At 71.8% G+C, this 19,344-nt stretch carries 19 protein-coding genes and 1 tRNA gene; 12 read left to right on the top strand and 8 right to left on the bottom strand.

From position 1 onward, the window contains the following. The first annotated feature begins 88 nt into the window (after positions 1–88). Together GGQ69_RS15635 and GGQ69_RS16920 are read left to right on the top strand one after the other, a co-directional pair. The gene (locus tag GGQ69_RS15635; RefSeq protein WP_183530234.1) at positions 89–601 is read left to right on the top strand and encodes an amino-acid N-acetyltransferase; all 513 of its coding nucleotides are present in this window, start codon (positions 89–91) and stop codon (positions 599–601) included. 180 nt (positions 602–781) lie between these two features. Then, entirely contained in the window at positions 782–886 is a 105-nt protein-coding gene (locus tag GGQ69_RS16920; protein ID WP_370577207.1) for a hypothetical protein, read from the top strand. An 89-nt stretch (positions 887–975) separates the two neighbouring features. On the opposite strand, the gene GGQ69_RS15625 is transcribed toward GGQ69_RS16920, so the two are convergent. Then, on the bottom strand, positions 976–1,917 hold the full coding sequence (locus GGQ69_RS15625) for an A/G-specific adenine glycosylase (protein WP_183530232.1): 942 nt from the start codon (positions 1,915–1,917) through the stop codon (positions 976–978). 76 nt (positions 1,918–1,993) lie between these two features. Here GGQ69_RS15625 and GGQ69_RS15620 point away from each other — a divergent pair, with 76 nt between their 5' ends. Further along, a complete protein-coding gene (locus tag GGQ69_RS15620; RefSeq protein ID WP_221243882.1) occupies positions 1,994–2,755 on the top strand; it encodes a hypothetical protein in 762 nt (253 codons plus the stop codon). 9 nt (positions 2,756–2,764) lie between these two features. On the opposite strand, the gene radA is transcribed toward GGQ69_RS15620, so the two are convergent. Then, positions 2,765–4,171: a DNA repair protein RadA gene (radA, locus tag GGQ69_RS15615; RefSeq protein WP_010143605.1), complete on the bottom strand. Its 1,407-nt coding sequence runs from the start codon at positions 4,169–4,171 to the stop codon at positions 2,765–2,767. A gap of 68 nt (positions 4,172–4,239) precedes the next feature. Beyond that, positions 4,240–5,400: an aromatic acid exporter family protein gene (locus GGQ69_RS15610; protein ID WP_183530230.1), complete on the bottom strand. Its 1,161-nt coding sequence runs from the start codon at positions 5,398–5,400 to the stop codon at positions 4,240–4,242. A gap of 353 nt (positions 5,401–5,753) precedes the next feature. Between GGQ69_RS15610 and GGQ69_RS15605 the strand changes: the two genes are divergently transcribed. From GGQ69_RS15605 to pstB, 4 genes are all read left to right on the top strand, one after another. Further along, positions 5,754–6,839, top strand: coding sequence for a phosphate ABC transporter substrate-binding protein PstS (locus tag GGQ69_RS15605; protein WP_183530228.1), 1,086 nt, complete (start codon positions 5,754–5,756; stop codon positions 6,837–6,839). 163 nt (positions 6,840–7,002) lie between these two features. After that, positions 7,003–7,971: a phosphate ABC transporter permease subunit PstC gene (pstC, locus tag GGQ69_RS15600; protein ID WP_183530226.1), complete on the top strand. Its 969-nt coding sequence runs from the start codon at positions 7,003–7,005 to the stop codon at positions 7,969–7,971. Further along, positions 7,971–9,155: a phosphate ABC transporter permease PstA gene (pstA, locus tag GGQ69_RS15595; RefSeq protein ID WP_183530224.1), complete on the top strand. Its 1,185-nt coding sequence runs from the start codon at positions 7,971–7,973 to the stop codon at positions 9,153–9,155. Before pstC ends, pstA begins: the two co-directional genes overlap by 1 nt. Positions 9,156–9,187: 32 nt before the next feature. Further along, a complete protein-coding gene (pstB, locus tag GGQ69_RS15590) occupies positions 9,188–9,967 on the top strand; it encodes a phosphate ABC transporter ATP-binding protein PstB (RefSeq protein ID WP_010143600.1) in 780 nt (259 codons plus the stop codon). A 67-nt stretch (positions 9,968–10,034) separates the two neighbouring features. Here pstB and GGQ69_RS15585 read toward each other — a convergent pair whose 3' ends face one another. From GGQ69_RS15585 to GGQ69_RS15575, 3 genes are all read right to left on the bottom strand, one after another. Then, positions 10,035–11,054 (bottom strand): inorganic phosphate transporter, encoded by a 1,020-nt coding sequence (locus tag GGQ69_RS15585; RefSeq protein ID WP_183530222.1) that lies wholly within the window; start codon positions 11,052–11,054, stop codon positions 10,035–10,037. Between the two features lie 4 nt (positions 11,055–11,058). Next, positions 11,059–11,685 carry a hypothetical protein gene (locus tag GGQ69_RS15580; protein WP_183530220.1) on the bottom strand — a complete coding sequence of 209 codons (627 nt, stop codon included), beginning with the start codon at positions 11,683–11,685 and terminating at the stop codon, positions 11,059–11,061. Between the two features lie 192 nt (positions 11,686–11,877). After that, a complete protein-coding gene (locus GGQ69_RS15575) occupies positions 11,878–12,552 on the bottom strand; it encodes a hypothetical protein (protein WP_183530218.1) in 675 nt (224 codons plus the stop codon). Positions 12,553–12,761: 209 nt separating this feature from the next. Between GGQ69_RS15575 and GGQ69_RS15570 the strand changes: the two genes are divergently transcribed. The 3 genes from GGQ69_RS15570 to GGQ69_RS15560 all read left to right on the top strand — a co-directional run bounded on the left by GGQ69_RS15570 (position 12,762) and on the right by GGQ69_RS15560 (position 15,315). Further along, a tRNA-Lys gene (locus GGQ69_RS15570) sits at positions 12,762–12,834 on the top strand. A 383-nt stretch (positions 12,835–13,217) separates the two neighbouring features. Then, on the top strand, positions 13,218–14,567 hold the full coding sequence (locus GGQ69_RS15565) for an endonuclease/exonuclease/phosphatase family protein (protein WP_183530216.1): 1,350 nt from the start codon (positions 13,218–13,220) through the stop codon (positions 14,565–14,567). A 7-nt stretch (positions 14,568–14,574) separates the two neighbouring features. Beyond that, the gene (locus GGQ69_RS15560; protein WP_183530214.1) at positions 14,575–15,315 is read left to right on the top strand and encodes an alpha/beta hydrolase; all 741 of its coding nucleotides are present in this window, start codon (positions 14,575–14,577) and stop codon (positions 15,313–15,315) included. Here the strand turns inward: GGQ69_RS15560 and GGQ69_RS15555 are convergent. Further along, on the bottom strand, positions 15,309–15,563 hold the full coding sequence (locus GGQ69_RS15555) for a DUF6458 family protein (RefSeq protein ID WP_183530212.1): 255 nt from the start codon (positions 15,561–15,563) through the stop codon (positions 15,309–15,311). The genes GGQ69_RS15560 and GGQ69_RS15555 overlap by 7 nt on opposite strands. Before the next feature lie 132 nt (positions 15,564–15,695). Here GGQ69_RS15555 and GGQ69_RS15550 point away from each other — a divergent pair, with 132 nt between their 5' ends. Then, positions 15,696–16,682: a hypothetical protein gene (locus GGQ69_RS15550; RefSeq protein WP_183530210.1), complete on the top strand. Its 987-nt coding sequence runs from the start codon at positions 15,696–15,698 to the stop codon at positions 16,680–16,682. Between the two features lie 11 nt (positions 16,683–16,693). Here the strand turns inward: GGQ69_RS15550 and GGQ69_RS15545 are convergent, their stop codons facing one another. Continuing rightward, the gene (locus tag GGQ69_RS15545) at positions 16,694–18,049 is read right to left on the bottom strand and encodes a DUF445 domain-containing protein (RefSeq protein ID WP_183530208.1); all 1,356 of its coding nucleotides are present in this window, start codon (positions 18,047–18,049) and stop codon (positions 16,694–16,696) included. A 95-nt stretch (positions 18,050–18,144) separates the two neighbouring features. Between GGQ69_RS15545 and GGQ69_RS15540 the strand changes: the two genes are divergently transcribed. Next, positions 18,145–19,089 carry a glycerophosphodiester phosphodiesterase family protein gene (locus GGQ69_RS15540; protein WP_298045097.1) on the top strand — a complete coding sequence of 315 codons (945 nt, stop codon included), beginning with the start codon at positions 18,145–18,147 and terminating at the stop codon, positions 19,087–19,089. Positions 19,090–19,344 lie beyond the last annotated feature (255 nt).

The raw sequence follows: 19,344 nt of genomic DNA, 5'->3' as shown, positions 1-19,344 counted from the left end.
CGCCCGACCGGCCCGGTCGCGGCGCCGCCGGACCCCGGGTGGCGGGCACGGCAGAGGGGTGAACGCCGCACGGTCCTAGACTGAACCGATGGAACCCACGCAGCTGCTCATCCGGCCCGCACGGACACAGGACGTCCCGGCGATCCGTGACCACGTGGAGCCCCTGGCACAACGACGGGTCCTGCTGCAGAAGGAGGCCGTGGCCTACTACGAGTCGATCCAGGAGTTCATGGTGGCCGAGGCGCCGGACGGGTCACTGGCCGGGTTCGGCGCCCTGCACGTGATCTGGGAGGACATCGCCGAGGTCCGCACCCTGGCCACGGCCTCGGACTGGCGCGGGCACGGGGTGGGACACAAGCTCCTCGACCGGTTGCTGGACCGGGCCCGGGACGTGGGCGTGAGCCGCGTGTTCTGCCTGACCTTCGAGGTCGACTTCTTCACCCGCCACGGCTTCGAGGTGATGGAGGACCAGTCCGCCGTGGATCCGGAGGTCTATTCCGAGCTCCTCCGCTCCCACGACGAGGGCGTGGCCGAGTTCCTCGACCTGGCGCGCGTGAAGCCCAACACCCTCGGCAACACCCGGATGATCCATCACCTCTGACGGCTTGCCCTGCCGGGTGCCGACGAGGATGATTCCTGGGACAGGCCGCCGGCAGCGGGCCGGGGCCGGTGAGATCAGGGAGGGCCACATGGGCACCGGAGATCGCATGGAGAACAGCGCCGAGGAAGCCAAGGGCAAGAGCTCAAGCAGGGCCTCGGCGAGGCGACGGACAATGACCGCCTGAAGGCCGAGGGCAAGGCCGACGAGGTCAAGGGCAACCTCAAGAACGCCGGTGAGGACATTAAGGACGCGGCCAAGCGCGTCTTCGGCGGCGACAAGCACTGACGTCCCCTCCCGGTGCACCCCCGTCCCCGGTGACGGCCCCGCCACCGCAGGCAGGGACGGTACCCCCGGTCCGACGGCCCGGACGCCCCTCAGCGAGGCAGGCTGAGCGCGGCCTCCGGGCCGTCGTCGTCCCTGCGGGCCAGGCCGTCGGCGACGAGACCCGCCACGCAGCGCTCCCACTGGGCCTCGGCCGGGCGGTGGGCACCCAGCCGGGCGACCGCCGTCGGGTGCTGGGGAAGGGCGGCGACGAGTACGGAGCCCTGCTCGCGCAACACGGCCATCACGGCACCTCGCACCTGGCGGTCGGTGCCGGACCAGGCCTGGCCGCTCGGCCGGTAGTGGGGCTCCGGCATGCCCGCGGCGCGCCAGGCGCAGAGATCGGCCACGGGGCACTCCCCGCAGCGCGGGGAGCGGGCGGTGCAGACCAGCGCCCCGAGTTCCATGACGGAGGCGTTCCACCGGCAGGCCTCCTCGCGCTGGATCGGCATGAGGTCGCGGGCCAGCGCCGTCTCCGCTGCCGTCAGGGACTTCTCCGGCAGCGCCCGGCCGGACACCAGCCGGGCGTGGACCCGCCGGATGTTCGTGTCCACCACCACCTCGGGACGGCCGAAGGCGAAACAGGCGACGGCGGCCGCCGTGTACGCACCGACTCCCGGCAGGGCCAGCAGTTCACCCGCCGTCCGGGGGACCTCCCCGTCCGGGGAGGCGGCGATGGCGGCCGCCGCGGCCTGCAACCTCAGGGCACGGCGGGGATAGCCCAACCGGCCCCAGGCGCGCAGGACCTCGGCGGCCGGTGCCGCCGCCAGGTCGCGCGGGGCGGGCCAGCGGTCGAGCCAGTCGGTCCAGACCGGCAGGACGCGACTGACGGGGGTCTGCTGGAGCATGATCTCGCTGACGAGGATGCCCCAGGGGCTGCAGTCCGCAGCGCGCCACGGCAGGTCCCGGCCGTGGTCGGCGAACCAGTCGTTGATCCTGCGGTGGAGGGTGGCCGTGATCTCCGGCGTGGACATCGCGGAGCGGGGATCAGGCATGCGATCCACTGTACTGTCCGGGGCCCGTCCGGCGTGGCCGGTCCGGTCCACGGGGGATGGTCCTTAAGCTGGTGGCATGGCCGGCGACCCTCGAAACAGCGATCTGATGCGTCCGCAGTCCCCCGAGGTGTACCGGCGTCGCCGGATCGTCGCCCTGGTGCTGCTCGTGCTCGTGCTCGCGCTCGTGGTGGGACTGGTGGGATGGATCATCTCGCTGTTCCGGCCCGGGGGCGATGAGCAGTCGGGGAACCCCGGTGGCAACGCCAGCCCGTCCGTGACGGCCCCCGCTTCGCCCACCGGGGCCACGGGCACGGACACTCCCGCCCCCGCCTCGCCCACCGAGGCCACGGGCACGGACACCCCGGGTACCGCCGACCCGGCGAGCGGCGAGCCGACGGCGGACCCCTCGGACTCGGCCTCCCCGTCCGCGACGGCGGGATCCCTCGGCGCCACGGCGTGCCAGCCGGGCGACCTGGTGATCTCGGGGGCGACGGACCGCCAGTCGTACCCGGAGGGCGAGGACCCGGTGCTCGAGCTGCGGGTGGACAACACGGGGGATGAACCCTGCGCGGCCAACCTCGGGACCAGCCAGCAGGTGTTCACGGTGTACTCCGGATCGGACCGGATCTTCTCCACGCAGGACTGCCAGGTGGAGGGGGACGACGCGATGATGGAGATCTCCCCGGACGATCAGGAGCGGTCCCGGTTCACGTGGCCCCGCGTGCGCTCGGCACCGGGGTGCGCTGAGGTGGGATCCGAACCGCGAAGCGGGACCTACCGCCTCGAGGTGTCCCTGGGAGAGCTGCAGGCCCAGCCGGTGTCCTTCACGCTGCAGTAGCGCCGTCCGTCACGTCCCGTTCACCCAGGCGCGCATGGTGCCCAGCGCCTCGTTCAGGCTCGTCACCTCGGAGACCGTGACGTTCTCGGGCACATCACCCAGCGGTTCGGGGGAGACGGGCACCACCGCCCGGCGGAAGCCCAGCCGGGCCGCCTCGCGGATCCGCCGCCCGATGCCGGGGACCGGCCGCACCTCCCCGGCCAGGCCCAGCTCGCCGAAGGCGATCATGCCCGGAGGCACGGGCGCCTGGAGCTTGGCGCTGGCGATCGCCAGGGCTGCGGCGAGGTCGGAGGCCGGCTCCGTCAGGCGGACGCCGCCGACCGTGGCCACGTAGCAGTCGTCGTCCGTGAGCGGGAAGTTGGCCCGCCGCTGCAGGATGGCCAGGATCATGGTGATGCGTGCCGAGTCGAGGCCGCTGACCGTGCGCCGGGCCGCTCCCTGTCCGGACGGCGTCAGCAGTGACTGCACCTCGGCCACCAGGGGGCGTCGTCCCTCGAGGGTGACGGTCACGCAGGTGCCCTCCACCGGTTCCTTGGTGCCGGACAGGAACAGCCCGGAGGGGTCCTCGAGGGAGTGGATGCCGGCCTCACCGAGGTCGAAGCAGCCCACCTCGTCCGTGGGGCCGAACCGGTTCTTCACGGCCCGCACGAGACGCAGCCGCGAATGGCGTTCGCCCTCGAACTGGCACACCACGTCCACGAGGTGCTCGAGCAGTCTCGGCCCGGCGATGGAGCCGTCCTTGGTCACGTGCCCGACCAGCACGGTGGTCATGTTCCGCGACTTGGCCTCGTTGATCAGGCTGGCCGCCACCTCCCGGACCTGGGTGACACCGCCCCCGGTGCCCTCGACGGACTGGGACTGCAGCGTCTGGACGGAGTCCACGATGAGCAGGTCCGGATCGGCCTTCTCGATCTGTCCCAGTGCCCGGCCGAGGTCGGTCTCGGCCGCCAGGAACAGGGTGTCCGCCACCGCCCCGATGCGGTCGGCCCGCAACCGTACCTGGGCCGCCGACTCCTCGCCGGTCACGTAGAGCACGGTACGGGTGTCGCCCTCCGGGCGGCGGTGCCGGGCGACCTTGGCCGCCACGTCCAGCAGCAGCGTGGACTTGCCGATGCCCGGTTCGCCGGCCATCAGCACGACGGCGCCCGGTACCAGTCCCCCGCCCAGCACGCGGTCCAGCTCGGAGACGCCGGTGGTGTGGAAGCGTGCCTGCGAGGCGTCCACGTCACCGATGCGCACGGCGGGCACGGCGATGGTGGCCGCCGGGGTGCGGCCGGAGGTCGCGTCCGCACCGGTCTCGACCACGGTGCCCCAGGCCTGGCACTCCCCGCAGCGGCCGACCCACTTGACGGTGGTCCATCCGCATTCGCTGCAGCGGTAGCCGGGGTTCACGCGCTTGGCGGTCTTGGTAGCCATGGACCAAGGCTAATGGCGCGCACGGACGCGCTAGGGGCGCACCCGGTGGCCGTGGGCGCGCGGGAGCCTCACAGGGGCGGCAGGTAGGCCACCGCGTCGTCGTGGGAGGACCCGGTGGCCTCGATCAAGTCGACCATCATGGGCCGCAACAACATGACCAGGGCCTCCCCGTGCAGGGAGGTGGCGCCCAGCTCCGCGGGATCCAGGCGCCCCGCGGCGCCGCCCAGGGCGTCGCGGGCCACGGACAGGGACTTGTGCCGGCCGCGCGCGGCCGGTTCCCCGAGGGAGCGGCCGAGGATCTCGACGGCGTCGGCCGCCTCGTCGAACCAGTCGGCCAGCAGCAGGGTGCCCTGTTCGTCGAGGGAGTCGTGGTCGATGACGCTGATGACCCGCCGGGCCACGATGCGCAGGCTGCGCACCGCCAGGTCGGACTTCTCCACGGTCTGCGCGGTGGACTCCAGCACGGGCCGGGAGCGGCGCTGGGTGGGGGAGAAGGTCGCCACCTCCTGGGCATTGCGCACGTCCTTGTGCAGGTTGTCCACGGCGGACTGGGTTCCGCGGCAGGCCACCAGGGCCATCCAGGCCGTGCGGGACTCGTGGTTGCGCAGCGCCTCCGAGCAGTCGCGCAGCGTCCGGGTCACGGTGGCGTAGAGGTCCCGCAGCCCGGTGGCGGCCTCCTTCTGCAGGTTCTTCGGGTACAGCAGCGTCACCAGCAGGGCGATGAACCCCCCGACGACGGCGTCGACGCTGCGCGTGAAGGGACCGCCTTCCGCGGCGGGCAACAGGACGACCAGGATGGACTGCAGGCTCATCTGCAGGGTGAAGGCGGCCCCGGAGTCCAGGAAGCGGGCCACCATGATGGAGGTGAACACCACCAGGACGGCCTGCCAGTAGCCCTGGCCGAGGACGGCCTGCATGAGGTCGCCGACGAGGATGCCCAGGGTGCAGCCGGCCGCCACCTCGAGCACCTTGCGGACCTTGGGCTCGCGGTTGAAGCCGAGGGCGATGAGCGAGGCGGTGGCGGCGAACAACGGGTCCTCGTGCCCCAGGACGAACTCGGCGAAGGCGTAGGCCAGGACCGCGCACACCGCGCTCAGCGCCGCGGGGACCACCGCCGCGCGCGCCCGCGCGGCCCCGGTGCGGGCCCGCCGGGCGACGAAGGACCGGGCCCGGGACCAGCCCCCCCGCAGGGCGGTGGGGCCGGACGAACCGGTCGCTTGCTGGTGCATGAGACCAGAGTAGGGTGTGGACCGTTCGCCGACGACGGTCCCCGGCAGCCCACGCGGAACCACGGACGCTGCATGGTGAGGTTTCTCACGCTCCCGTGAGGGATGGGTCACGGGCTGGCGCTCCCTGCCCTGTCATCTCGTGAATGCACCGGTCCCGCAGCCGTGCGGGAGCCTGGAGGAACGGGCTCTCGTTAACGTCGCGTTAATCTTCGACCGCCCAGTGCTTCACCTTCCCCCCATAGGTTCGACCGCGGAACGAGGCCTGCGGCACCCGAATCCCGCGCCATGTGACCACTGGTAGCCGGGGGTAGGTCCTCTCCCGCACTGTCATCCATCCTGAAAGAGGCAATTCTGTGAAGGCTCTTCGCTTTGGCCGCTCCGCTGCGGTCCTCTCCGTCGCTGCTCTCGCCCTGACCGCCTGTGGCGGCAACGACGGTTCCTCGGACACCGCGGCCGAGGGCAACGGCTCCGTCGCGGGCAACCTGATCGGCGGTGGCGCCTCCTCGCAGGAAGCGGGCATGACCGCGTGGACCAACGGCGTGACCGAGGTCCACCCGGACCTCACCGTCTCCTACGACCCGGTGGGCTCCGGCTCCGGCCGCGAGGGCTTCCTGGCCGGACAGTACTCCTTCGCCGGCTCCGACGCCGCGATGGACGAGGAGGAGATCAGCCAGGCGGAGTCCGTCTGCGGACCGGAGGGCGTCTTCCACGTCCCGGCCTACATCTCCCCGGTCGCCGTGGCCTTCAACCTCGAGGGCGTCGACCAGGTCAACATGGACGCCGACACCATCGCCAAGGTCTTCACCGGCGAGATCACCACCTGGAACGACCCGGTCATCGCCAAGCAGAACCCGGACACCGAGCTGCCGGACACCAAGATCACCGTCGTGCACCGTGCCGATGACTCGGGCACCACGGAGAACTTCACCGACTACCTGGCCGCCGCCGCCCCGGAGTCCTGGACCTACGACGTCGTCGAGACCTGGCCCACCGAGATCACCGCCGAGTCCGCCCAGCAGACCTCCGGTGTCGTCTCCCTGGCGCAGTCCACCGACGGCGCGATCACCTACGCCGACGCCTCCCAGATCGGCAACCTGGGCACGGTGGCCGTGAAGGTCGGCGAGGAGTACGTGCCGTACTCCTCCGAGGCCGCCGCCCGCGCCGTGGAGACCGCCGGCGAGGGGCTCGCCGGGGCGCTCGAACTCGATCGCACCACCACCGAGGCCGGCGTCTACCCGGTGGTCCTGGTCACCTACGAGATCTTCTGCCACCAGTACCAGGACCAGGAGACCGCCGACATGGCCAAGGCCTTCGCCGAGTACGTCGTGTCCGAGGACGGACAGGCCACCGCCGCGGAGTCCGCGGGCAACGCCCCGATCTCCGACGCCACCCGCGAGGCCGCCCTGGAGAACATCCAGGGCATCACCGTCCAGGGCTGACATCCCCACTCACACCGGACGTGGGTAGCACGTGCTGCGGCCGCCGGTCCTTCCTCGTGAGGGCCGGCGGCTGTGCCATGCTGTGAACGCCATTTCCTCTTAGGACATCCATCCCCGGGATGCGGGAGCACCGCCCGCACCACGAACTCCGAAGGGAGTCACCGTGACTGACACAGCCACCGAGCCGTCCAGGAGGACGTCGCTCAAGGGCTCGCGCGGCGGCGAGGCGGGAGACCGCGTCTTCTCCGGCCTGGCGCTCACCGCCGGGATCGTGATCCTGCTGGTCCTCGCCTTCGTGGCGGTCTTCCTGCTCATCGAGTCGCTCCCGGCCCTGTGGCCCGAGGCGTTCTCCGACCAGGACAGCATCGAGAGCGCCGACACCTTCTGGCAGTACGTCTGGCCGTTGATGGCCGGCACCCTGATCGCCTCGATCATCGCCATCCTGCTGGCCACCCCGGTGGCCGTCGGGATCGCCCTGTACATCTCCCACTACGCGCCCCGGTCCATCGCGACTCCCGTCGGCTACGTCATCGACCTGCTCGCCGCCATCCCCTCCGTGGTCTTCGGCGCGTGGGGCATGACGGTCCTGGCCGGGGCGATGGTGCCGATCTACGCCTGGCTGAACGAGTACCTGGGCTGGATCCCGCTGTTCGGGGGGACCCCGACCACGACCGGACGCACCCTGCTGACCTCCGGCGTCGTCCTGGCCGTGATGATCCTGCCGATCATCACCTCCCTGTGCCGTGAGATCTTCCTGCAGACGCCGAAGCTGCACGAGGAGGCCGCCCTCGCCCTGGGCGCCACGCGGTGGGAGATGATCAAGATGACCGTCTTCCCGTTCGCCCGTGCCGGCATCGTCTCCTCGATCATGCTCGGCCTCGGCCGCGCCCTGGGCGAGACCATGGCCGTGACCCTGGTGCTGTCCCCGGGCATCTTCTCCTGGAGCCTGATCCAGTCCGGTCGCAATGCGACCATCCCCTCGGAGATCGCCCTGAACTTCCCCGAGGCCTTCGGCATGCGCCAGTCTGAGCTGATCGCCGCCGGCCTGATGTTGTTCATCATCACCCTCGCGGTCAACATGGTGGCCCGCTGGATCGTCAGCCGCCACAAGGAATTCTCGGGAGCGAACTGATGACCATCTCGAACGACACCGCCGCACCGCAGCGCACCTCCGTGCCCGGTGGGAAGAAGAAGAACTCCCTGACCGCGGGGCAGAAGCCGGGCTGGACCTGGATCGCCGTGCTGGCGGGTGCCCTCGTGGTGGCCGCCGGCATCACCGCGCTGCTGGGCGGAGGCAGCTTCAGCTGGGTGGGATGGCTGATCATCGCTGCGGTCCTCTACGTCCTCGGCATGTACCTGGCCACCCGGGTGATCGAGAACGCCCGGCGGGCCACGGACGGGCTGTGGCGGAACCTGGTCTGGGCGGCGTTCCTCCTGGCGCTGATCCCGCTGGTCTCGGTGATCTGGACGGTCGCGGCCAACGGACTGCCCACGCTCCTGGAGACCCCGCAACTGCTGTGGCGGGACATGCAGGGCGTCACCGGATCGGACGACATCGCCACCCAGACCGAGGGCGCCCCCCTGGCCGGCGGGTTCCTGCACGGACTGGTCGGCACCCTGATGATCACCCTGCTGGCCACCATCATCTCCGTCCCGATCGGCCTGCTGACCTCCATCTACCTGGTGGAGTACGGCCGCGGCGGCTGGTTCTCCCGGGCCATCGTGTTCTTCGTGGACGTCATGACCGGCATCCCCTCCATCGTGGCCGGCCTCTTCGCCTTCGCTGCCGTCCAGCTGGTCATCACCACGTTCATCGGGGACGGGCCGCGCCAGCTGCAGATGGTCAAGATGGGGCTCACCGCGGCCATCGCGCTGTCCGTGCTGATGATCCCGGTGGTCGTCCGCTCCACCGAGGAGATGCTGCGGGTGGTGCCGAACGAGCTGCGGGAGGCCTCCTACGCCCTCGGCGTGCGCAAGTGGCGGACCATCTTCAAGGTGGTCCTGCCGACGGCCATGTCCGGCATCGCCTCCGGCGTGACGCTGTCGATCGCCCGCGTGACGGGTGAGACGGCCCCGATCCTGGTGACGGCCGGGTATATCGCCACCACCAACTGGAACCCCTTCGACGGCTGGATGACCGCCCTGCCGGTGTACATCTACCGCCAGCTCATCAATCCCACCGCGCCCGCCGCGGCCGACCCGTCCGCTGAGCGTGCCTGGGCCGCGGCCCTGGTCCTCATCGTCATCGTGATGCTGCTCAACCTCATCGCCCGCATCGTCGCCAAGGCCTTCGCGCCGAAGAAGACCGGCCGCTGAGCCGAGCAGACCACAAGGAGAAGGAAAGACACATGTCCAAGCGCATCGACGCCGTCGACCTGAACGTCTACTACGGCAACTTCCGGGCTGTGGAGGGCGTCAACATCAACATCGAGCCGCGGTCCGTGACCGCGTTCATCGGGCCCTCCGGTTGCGGCAAGACGACCTTCCTGCGGACCATCAACCGCATGCACGAGGTCCTGCCCGGAGCCCGGGCCGAGGGCAGGCTGCTGCTGGACGGGGAGGACATCTACGACCCGGGCGTGGACCCGGTCACCGTCCGCACCATGGTCGGCATGGTCTTCCAGCGGCCCAATCCGTTCCCCACCATGTCCATCCGGGACAACATCCTGGCCGGCTACAAGCTGAACGGGACTCGCATGTCCAAGTCCACCGCGGACGGGATCGTGGAGAAGTCGCTGCGCGGCGCCAACCTGTGGAACGAGGTCAAGGACCGCCTCGACAAGCCGGGTTCCGGCCTGTCCGGCGGCCAGCAGCAGCGCCTGTGCATCGCCCGGTCGATCGCGGTGGAGCCCGACGTCATCCTGATGGACGAGCCCTGCTCGGCACTGGACCCGATCTCCACCCTGGCGATCGAGGACCTCATCAACGAGCTCAAGGACAACTACACCGTCGTCATCGTGACCCACAACATGCAGCAGGCGGCGCGCGTGGCGGACAAGACGGCGTTCTTCAACATCGCCGGCACCGGCAAGCCGGGCAAGCTCATCGAGTACGACGACACCTCGGTGATCTTCAACAACCCCTCGAACAAGCAGACCGAGGACTACGTCTCCGGCCGCTTCGGCTGATCCGGGCGCGACGCTCCACGGGGTGGGACCCAGGATGGGTCCCACCCCGTCGTCGTCCGCCGGCCGCTCAGAGCAGGGGGGAGCCGGCCGCGGTGATCAGCAGGGCGGCGCCGGCGCACACCAGCAGCGTGGCCACCCAGTAGGCCACGATCCGGGACACCGCGGGCCAGCGCACCGAGGTGTAGGGCTGGTTCTGCCCGGCCCCGACGATGGAGGCCACCGTGGCGTGCGTGGAGGACAGCGGGAGGTGCAGGGCATAGGCGCCCACGAACAGCAGTGCGGCGCTGACCAGGGACGCGATGCCGGCCCGCAGGGGATCGAGGTCGACGATCCGCTCCGTCAGGGTGTGGGCGATGCGCCATCCCCCGAACAGGGTGCCGGCCGCCAGGACCGTCCCGACGGACAGCGGGACCCACCAGTCCACGGCGGACGGTGCCCCGGCGCCGGCGAATGCCAGGAGCAGCACGAAGGTCATCCGCGTCCCGGACTGCACGCCGTGGCCGAGGGCGTTGGCGGCCGCGCTGACGGCCAGGGCCATCCGCGATCCGTGGTTCACCGTGCCGGGCGCGGCGTCCCGCGCCAGCCAGGTGGCCGGGGTGACGAGCAGCCAGGACAGGAACCAGGCCAGCAGGACGCTCAGGACCAGTCCCAGCATCATGGCGACGAGGAGCCCGGCCGACCAGTCGGCGTACAGTCCGAGGTCTCCGGTGATCGCCAGGGCGAGGCTGCCGCCGAGGACCGCGGAGATGATCGAGTGGGTCATGGAGACCGGCATGCCGCGGGACCAGGTGAACAGGCCCCAGCCCACCGCCACGAGGAACCCGACGCCGGCCAGCAGCAGTCCCTGCCCGCCTCCGTGCAGCTCCTCCGGGAGGCCCTGCCAGGCGGCCGTCATGAATCCGCCGGAGAGCACGCCGCCGACCAGGTTCATGGCCGCGGCGAGGAGGAGGGCCGCCCCGGGGGTCAGGGCCCGTTGGCGCACGGGGAGGGCGACGGCGTTGGGGGCGTCGCGCATGCCGTTGACGAGCCCGTAGACGACGGACAGTGCGAGGACGACGACCAGCATCATCGTCATGACCGCGGGCACGGGCTCAGGACTCCCGGACGAGGATGCTGCCGAGATGGGCGATGACCCCGCGCACGCTGGCGAGGGCGGCGTTGAGCGCGTGGGCGGTCTCCCGCTGGCGGTTGTAGTTGCGCTGCAGCAGGTCGTCGCTCATGCCGGCGACCCACTGGGTCATGAGCCGCTCGGACCGCTTGGACAACCGCTGGAGCTGGATCCACGTCTCCTCGAGCTCGTCGAGCTCGCGGAACTGTCCGGTGGCGTCGCGGAACAGGTCGGCCTGCCGGCCCAGGATCTCCAGGATGTCCAGGGGAGCCTCGGGAAGGCGGTACTGCTCGGTGAAGAGGATGAGGATCCCGGCGTTGCAGATCTTCTCCACGGCGTCGTTCAGGCCGTCCGCCAGCAGGTACAGGTCCTGCCGGGGCAGGGGGGTGATGAAGGCGCTGCGGAGGCTGGTCAGCAGGGCCATGTGACGGGCGGTGGCCTCCGTGTCGATCACGGTCAGCTCCTGGTCGGCTCCGGCCGCGGGCGCCGTGGGGGCGGCCATCAGCTGGGCCACGCGGTCGACGGCGGCGCGCATCCCCTGGGCGAGGGCGGCGAGATGCTCGAGGCTGACCGGGTCCGGTGCCAGCAGGCGCGAGAGAGAAAGGTTCATCACCGTGCAGGATATCCCGAAGGGTGGGGCGGTGCCGGACCGGGAACGCCTCTCGGCGAGTGGCCGCTCATGGCGGCAGAATATTGGAGCCCGGGGTTACCGCGGCCCGGCACCGGTATCCAGTGTGCGCGCCCCGGCCCCGGACTGTCCACCTCGGGTGCGGGGATCAGCCCGCCGCTGAACGCGGAATACTCAGTCGAGGGTTCCGGCCCGCCAGGCAGCGGCGGCGGCCTCGAGGTCCTCGGCCGTACCCAGCAACCGCTTGGCCTGGCGCAGCAGGGCCGTGGCCTGTGCCGGCTGGGCCGCGTCCAGCGCCTCCGCGTGGTGCGCCTGGCCCAGGCAGACCACGCGGCAGTAGGCGGCCGCGCGCTCCAGTGCCACGCCGAAGTCCCCCGTGAAGGCACCGGTGAGGATGTGGTCCGTGAGCAGCTGCAGTTCGCGCGCCCCGGGCGGCTCGATCGCCCCGGCGATGGCGCGGGCCACGTGGGCGTCATGACCGGAGCGGTACCAGGAGGCCCAGAGCTGGCCATTGCGGGTGGTCGCCGTCCGCAGGGCGTACAGGCGCCACAGGGCACCACCGAGGGACACGGCGGGAGCGTCGGCCCACAGCCGGGCCACCGTGTCGATGCCGGCGTCCTCGACCAGCGCGACCAGCCGCCCGACCGTCTCCTCGCTGGCACCGGACCGGCCGCCGTCGAGCAGGGCGTGGGCGAGCAGGGCCGCGCCCTCCGCGGTCTGTGCCGGGTCCGGACCCCCCTCGAAGGCCGCGAACTGCTCGGGGGCGAAGTGGCGGGGCCGATGGTGGCGGACGGTGCCGGCCGCCGTCGAGCTCGGGGACCGGCCGGAATGCCTCCGGGGGGACGTCACGGGCGGGGTGCCTCTCTGGAGAAGGGGGAAGGAAGATGCTGCCCTTCTACGGTACGCCTTGCGCGGGCGCGCGGGCGCGCGTGCGGGGCGTCCCGGGAGCCCCGGTGCAGCGCGGGACGGGTGGGATCTCGCTCCGCGATGGTGGATCTCCCCGGACCCCGCGGCCGCCGTCCGCTAGCATGGACTGCGGCCTCCTGCAGGCAGGCCGTGGGCCCTTAGCTCAGTTGGCAGAGCATCGGACTTTTAATCCGCGGGTCGTGGGTTCGATCCCCACAGGGCCCACCTGGGAAGGCCTCCGGCGCCGGGACGCGTGCCGGGGGCCTTCGTCGTCTCCACCGTGTCCCGGAGGCCAGGGGCAAGGGCCAGGGGCCAGGGCCAGGGGAACGGAACGCCGCCGAGCCGAATTGATCTCAGGAACGTCTCGAGCCCCCCCGGATGATCAAGATTCGATAACCCAACGGGGTGGCGTCCTCGGCCCCGAGGCGCCCGGATGCCCTTCAGGGCGGACCGCGATGGGGCCCGAATCCCGCGTGGCCGCGCGGTTTCCCCGCCGCGGTCGGCCTCCCCGCCGGCCGGGCGCCGGGTCGGGCGGCGGAGCAGCGGTCCCCCAGTCGTCATTCCGACAGGGCTGCGCAGGCCACCGGTCCGTGCCTACGCTGGTAGGCATGAGTGCTTCCCCTCGGGCGCTCCGTCAGCGGCTTCTGCGTGGCGGCGCCCTCGTGCCTGCTGCCGTCGTGGCAGCGGTCATCGGCGTACCCGCGGCGTCGGCGGCACCGGCGGGCGGGCTGGCCACCCACGCCGCGATGCACTCGGGCGTGGGGCCGATGGCCCTGTTCGGCGTCGACGAGTCCCTGCCGACCAACCCCGACCTGCTGCGGCACATGCTGTGGTCCCGTTCCGGGAAGGTGCCGGCGGCCACCGCCGGCGACCTGCGCGTGGCCACCTTCTCCGCCGGGCTGACCCGGTCCGCCCCGGGCCTGCTGGCCGATGAGCTCGCCGCACCCGGTTCGGTCCAGGCCCAGCGGGTCGCGGAGACCGTGCAGCGCGCCGCCCCGGACGTCGTGCTGCTGACGGACTTCGACGTGGACAGCGGTGAGGCCGCCGCGCGGTCCTTCCGCACGAATTACCTGGCCGTCGGTACCGGTGGGCAGGAGGGGATCGACTATCCGTACGTCTACACCGCGGAGGTCAACAACGGCGTGGACACCGGGGCCGACCTGGACAACGACGGCGTGATCGGCGGCCCGGGCGACTCGTTCGGCCCCGGTGAGTTCGCCGGGCAGCACGGCATGGTCCTGTTCTCCCGGCACCCGCTGGAGGAGGACGGGATCCGGACGTTCCGCGACCTGCGCTGGAACACGGTGCCCGGCAACGCGATCCCGGAGGGCAAGTACACGGAGCTCGAGCGGTCCGTGCTGCGCCTGTCCTCCACCGCCCACTGGGACATCCCCGTGAGGGTCGGCGACCGGACCGTGCACGTCCTCGCCGCGCAGCCCGAGGACCCCGGGGCCGGGACCGCCCCGGTCGAACGGCACCACGACGAGATGCGCTTCTGGGCCGACTACATCGCCGGGGACGCCGGGGACACCGGGTACCTCGAGGACGACGAGGGACGTGCCGGTGGACTGCCCGCCGGCAGTGACTTCGTGCTCGTCGGGGACTTCGGCCCGCGCGCCGAGCGGGCGCTCGACGGCGACCACCCCGCGGCCATCGCCTCCCTGCTGGAGTCGGAGGCCATTCAGGACCCCGCGCCCCGCTCCGCCGGCGCCCTGGCCGCGGACCCGGATGCCGCGACGGCCACCCGGGCCGTCCGGGACGGCGGCGGCGTGGAGCTGCTGCGCTCCGACTACGTGCTGCCGTCCGCGACGCTGGAGGCCACGGCAGCCGGGGTGTTCTGGCCGGCCAACGGGCAGCTGGGCTCCCACCTGACCCGGATCACCGACTCCGCCGAGGACGGGGAGGACCGCCGGGTCACCGAGCGCCGGCTCGTGTGGACCGACCTGGGAATGGACTGACCCCGCCGTGCAACGACAGACCCTCTCCAGCGGCCATCACGTCGTCTGGTCCCGTCCGGCGGGCGAACGCCGGGGGACCGACCTGGTGGTGGTCATCCACGGCTACGGCGCGAACGAGGTGAGGGCCGCCCAGGCCTATTTCGAGATGCTTCCGGAGGGGACCACGGGCCTGGCCGTGCGCGGTGGCTTCGAGATCGACGCCGGCGCCTACCCGGTGGCCGACGGCGTCGACGGACTGGGCTCCGGTCCCGGCGGCCCGGACCCGGGCGCGTGGGGCTGGTTCCTGCTGGACTACTTCCTCACCAACGACTTCGCCGAGGTGGTGGCCTCGGCTCACCGGGTGTTCGACGTGCTCGACGCCGAGGAGGTCACCGGGGCGGGATTCCGCTCGGTGGCGCTGCTCGGCCACTCCCAGGGGATGGCGATGGCCTCCACGGTGTACCGGCTGCGTCCGGAGGCCTTCGACTGCGTGGTGGGGCTCAGCGGCTTCGTGCTGTCCAATCCCCTGCTGGCGACCCTGGACAGCCCGCCGGAGGGCCCCGGGCCGCGTCCGTTCTTCTGGGGACGTGACGTCCAGGACCTGGTCATCAACCCGGACGCGATCGCCCACACGGCGGCCTGGCTCCAGGAGCACACGCACCTGACGGCCCGGACGTACGAGGGAATGGGCCACGGCACCAGCGCGGAGGAGGCCCGGGACGTGCGGATCTTCCTGAAGCACGCCCTGGCGATGAGCCGAGGTCAGTAGTCGCGGGTCTCCTTGCGCGAGATGGACTCCCCCGTGTGCGGGTCCTGGATGTTGCGGGACTCGGTGACCCGACGGCTGGCCGAACCGGAGGCGCCCATCTGGACCAGGGAGAGGACCAGCAGCAGGGCCCCGGCGGCCATCAGGATGTAGCCGGCGATCGTCAGGTCGATCCCCGGGATCACGTCCTGGACGGCGAAGGCGATGATCGCGCCGATGGCGATCAGGGCGATGGACGTGCCGAAGCGCATGGGGTCTCCTCCAGTCGGTCGTCCGGACGCGGGCGCGGTCGGACGTGGTCAGCGTAGTGTTTCATGGAGGACCACGGCCGCGCGGGACCAGACCGCGCAGCCCATCGTGTCACCGACGTGCAGGAGGCAGCCATGGTTAAGAAGAAGTCCATCATCGCCGGCGTGGCGGGCCAGAAGGCCGCCGACTTCGCGATCCAGCGCGTCGTCGACGAGCAGGGCAACCCCACCCCCGCCTTCCAGAAGGTGGTGCTCAAGGCCCTCGACGTGCAGCGGCCGCTGGTGCTGCGCAACCTGAACCGGTTGCGCCGCCAGAACCCGGAGGACACCCCCGCCCAGCTGGCGGAACGGCTGGGGAGGCAGTACCTGGCAGCGGTCACCGGCGGCGGGGCCGCCGTCGGGGGAACCGCCGTCGTGCCCGGTGTGGGAACGGCCGCGGCGCTGGGACTCTCCGCGGCCGCGACCGTGGGCTTCCTCGAGGCGACCGCGCTCTACGCCCAGTCCGTGGCCGAGCTGATGGGGATCCCCACCGACGACCCCCAGCGGGCGCAGACCCTCGTCATGGCCGTCATGCTCGGTGAGGACGGCCGCCGGATGCTGCGGGACTTCTCCAGCCAGGCCAACGGCCGCGGGATGGGCCCGCTGGCCGGGCCGCTCTCTCTGGTCAGCGGCTCCGCCGGCGTCTCCGAGGTGCTGTTCAACCAGATGAAGAGGATGTTCATCAAGCGCTTCATCGTCCGGCAGGGGGCCGGGATGCTCGGGCGGGTGGTGCCCTTCGGGGTGGGGGCCGTCGTCGGCGGCCTCGCCAACCGGGTCATGGGCAAGGGCGTGGTCAGGGCCGCGCAGAACCTCTTCGGCCCGCTCCCGGCCACGATCCCCGGAGCCCTGGCCAGCGAGCTCAAGGCCCTGCCGGCCGGCCGGAAGGGCCGCAGGGACGACGCCGGCCCCGAGGGCGACGCGGAGGAGTTCGGCGAGCTGCTGGCGGAGGACATCGAGACCGACTTCGAGCAGCTGACGGCGGACGGCACGCTCGAGGACCTGCGGCGCGAGGACCCGGAGGCCTTCGCCGCCGAGGTCGAGGCCGCCCGCGAGGCCCACCGGCGGGCCCGCGGGGACCGGTAGGGCCGCCCGCCTCAGCCGAAGACGGCGTGGGCCACGGTGTAGATCGCCAGGCCCGCCAGCGCGCCCACGATCGAGCCGTTGATGCGGATGTACTGCAGGTCCTTGCCCATGTAGAGCTCGATGGTTCGGGAGGCCTGGCGGCCGTCCCAGCGCTGGATGGTCTCCCCGATGACGCCCACCACCTCGGGGCCGTAGGCCCGGGCCAGGTGCTGGGCCGCGTCCGAGGCCCAGCCGTCCACCCGGTCCGCGAGGGCCGGGTCCTCCTGGAGCCGCCCACCGAGGTCCTGGAGGGCGGCCACCATGGCCTGGTGCAGGTCCGAGGCGGGATCGCGCAGCTGGACCAGCAGGGCCTCCTTCGTGGTCGCCCAGGCCTGTCCGGCCCACTCGCGCATCCTGGGGTCGTTGAACAGGTCCCGCTTGGCCTGCTCCACCCGGTCACGCGTGACCGGGTCCTCGCGCATGTCCCGGATCAGCTCGTCCAGCCACTGGTCCACGGAACGGCGCAGTTCGTGCTGCGGCTCGGCCCGCACCGAGGCCAGGTACTTCAGGGCCTCGGCATGGATCCGTTCGGCCAGCAGCTGGTCCACCACCTCGGGCACCCACTGCGGGGACCGGCGCCGGACGCTGCGCACGAAGAACTCGGGATTGCGGGCCACCCAGTCCCCGGTACGTGCCACCACCAGGTCCACCACCCGGTCATGGTGCCGCTCGGAGACCACCTTGCCCAGCACGGTGGACAGGGTCGGGGACCAGTCGGGCTCGACCATGTGGCGCTGCACCAGGCCGGCCAGCACGTCCCGGACCAGGACGTCGTCCAGGGCGTCCAGGATGCCCTCCGCGGTCGCGGAGACCTCGCGCGCCACCCGCTCGGCGTTCGGGCGCCGGCGCAGCCAGGCGCCCGCCCGGTCCGCCACCCGCAGGCCCTCCAGTTTCTCCCGGGCCACGTCCCCGGCCAGGAAGTTCTCCTGCACGAAGGTCCCCAGGGACTCGCCGATGGTGTCCTTCTTACGCGGGATGATCGCCGTGTGCGGGATCTTCAGGCCCATCGGGTGCCGGAACAGGGCGGTCACCGCGAACCAGTCCGCCAGCGCGCCGACCATCCCGCCCTCCGCCGCCGCCCGGACGTAGGCGAGCCACGGATAGCTCTCCTGCAGCGCGAAGGCCAGGACGAAGATCACGGCCATGACCACCAGCAGCCCGGTCGCCACCAGCTTCATCCGCTTCAGGGCGGCCTCGCGTTCGGCCTCACCGGCCCCGGCGGAGCCCGGCGTGACGGCGGGCCCGGGGGTGACGTCGGCCCGGTGCTGCGCCCGGGCGGGGCCGGGCGCGGAGGCGGGCAGGCCGGCATCGGGAAGGTTCTGGTCCATGGATCCTCCGGCCGGGGTCAAAGTGTCAGCACAAGTTAACCAGCAGGTCGCCTGCTGGCGGGCCGGCGCGTGCCCGCCGTTCCTAGGCTGGGCCCGTGTCCGACACCTCGATGCACGTCACCGGCCCGGAACACCCTCATCCTACGGATCACCGACCCCTGGTCATCGCCCACCGCGGATCCTCCGCCGCCTTCGCCGAGAACACCCGTGCCGCGTTCCTGCACGCGCTCGCCGAGGGGGCCGACGGCGTGGAGGTGGACGTCCACCTCAGCCGCGACCGGCACCTGGTCTGCCTCCACGACCCGACCCTGGAACGGACCTCCGACGGTTCCGGGCCGGTCGCCGACCACACCCTGGCCCAGTTGCGCCGGCTGGACTTCCACGGCTGGAAGGGGGCACGCCTTCCCGGCGAGTACGGTCCGGCCTCGGCGCAACTGCTCACGCTGCCGGAGCTGGTCGAACTGCTCGCGGCGGCCGGCCGCCCGGTGCGGCTGGCCCTGGAGCTCAAGCATCCGAGCCCGTTCGGCCACGAGCTGGAGGAGCGCGCCCTGTCCTGCCTGCTGCAGGCGGGCTGGGATCCGGAGACCTCCCGGATCGGGGCGGTGGAGGTCTCCTTCATGAGCTTCTATGCCGGATCCCTGCAGTACCTGGCCCCGGTGGTGGACACCGACCACCTCTGCCCGCTGGTGTCCACCGTGCCGGACGCACCGGTGGCCGGCCGGTTCGGCCTCGGACCGCTGAGCCGTGCCGCGCTGCGGGCGGCGCTGCGCCAGGCCGTGGCGGACGCCGAGCGGCTGATCTGGGAGGGCCGGGCCGGGATGGCGGGCCCGGGCGTGGACTACGTCCGTCACCACCTGGCGGACGTGAAGGCCTGGCTCGCCGCTGGCCGCACCCTGCGGGTGTGGACCGTGGACCGGTCCGAGGACGTGGAGCTGCTGCGGGCCGTGGGCGTCCAGGAGATCACCACGAACCGGCCGGGACCGGTGCTGGCCCAGGTGGTCCGGCGCGGTGCGCCCGTCCCGGCGTACGCCGGGCACTGAGGCGGGTCCGGGCCGGTCGCCGCCGCGCCACGGGCCGGTGGCGGAGAAGTCGACGAGGGGCGTTCTCGGGCCTTCGCGGGCGTCCGCGGGTGGGCCCCGCGGGGTGCGGCCCCGCGGGATGTGTGCATGATCTGGGGCGATGCGGTTATGCTCTCCCCTATCCCTCGTGACGTGATCCCTGTCACGATGATCACTCGACACCCTCGGGAGCAACCATGTCCTCATTCCTCCGGCGACGCATCGCCGCGGTGACCG

Origin of the sequence: Micrococcus sp. TA1, from assembly GCF_014199555.1 — a bacterium.
Lineage (GTDB): Bacteria > Actinomycetota > Actinomycetes > Actinomycetales > Micrococcaceae > Citricoccus.
Note: the sequence above shows the minus strand (reverse complement) of the source record. Positions and strands in the feature narration are given on the sequence as shown.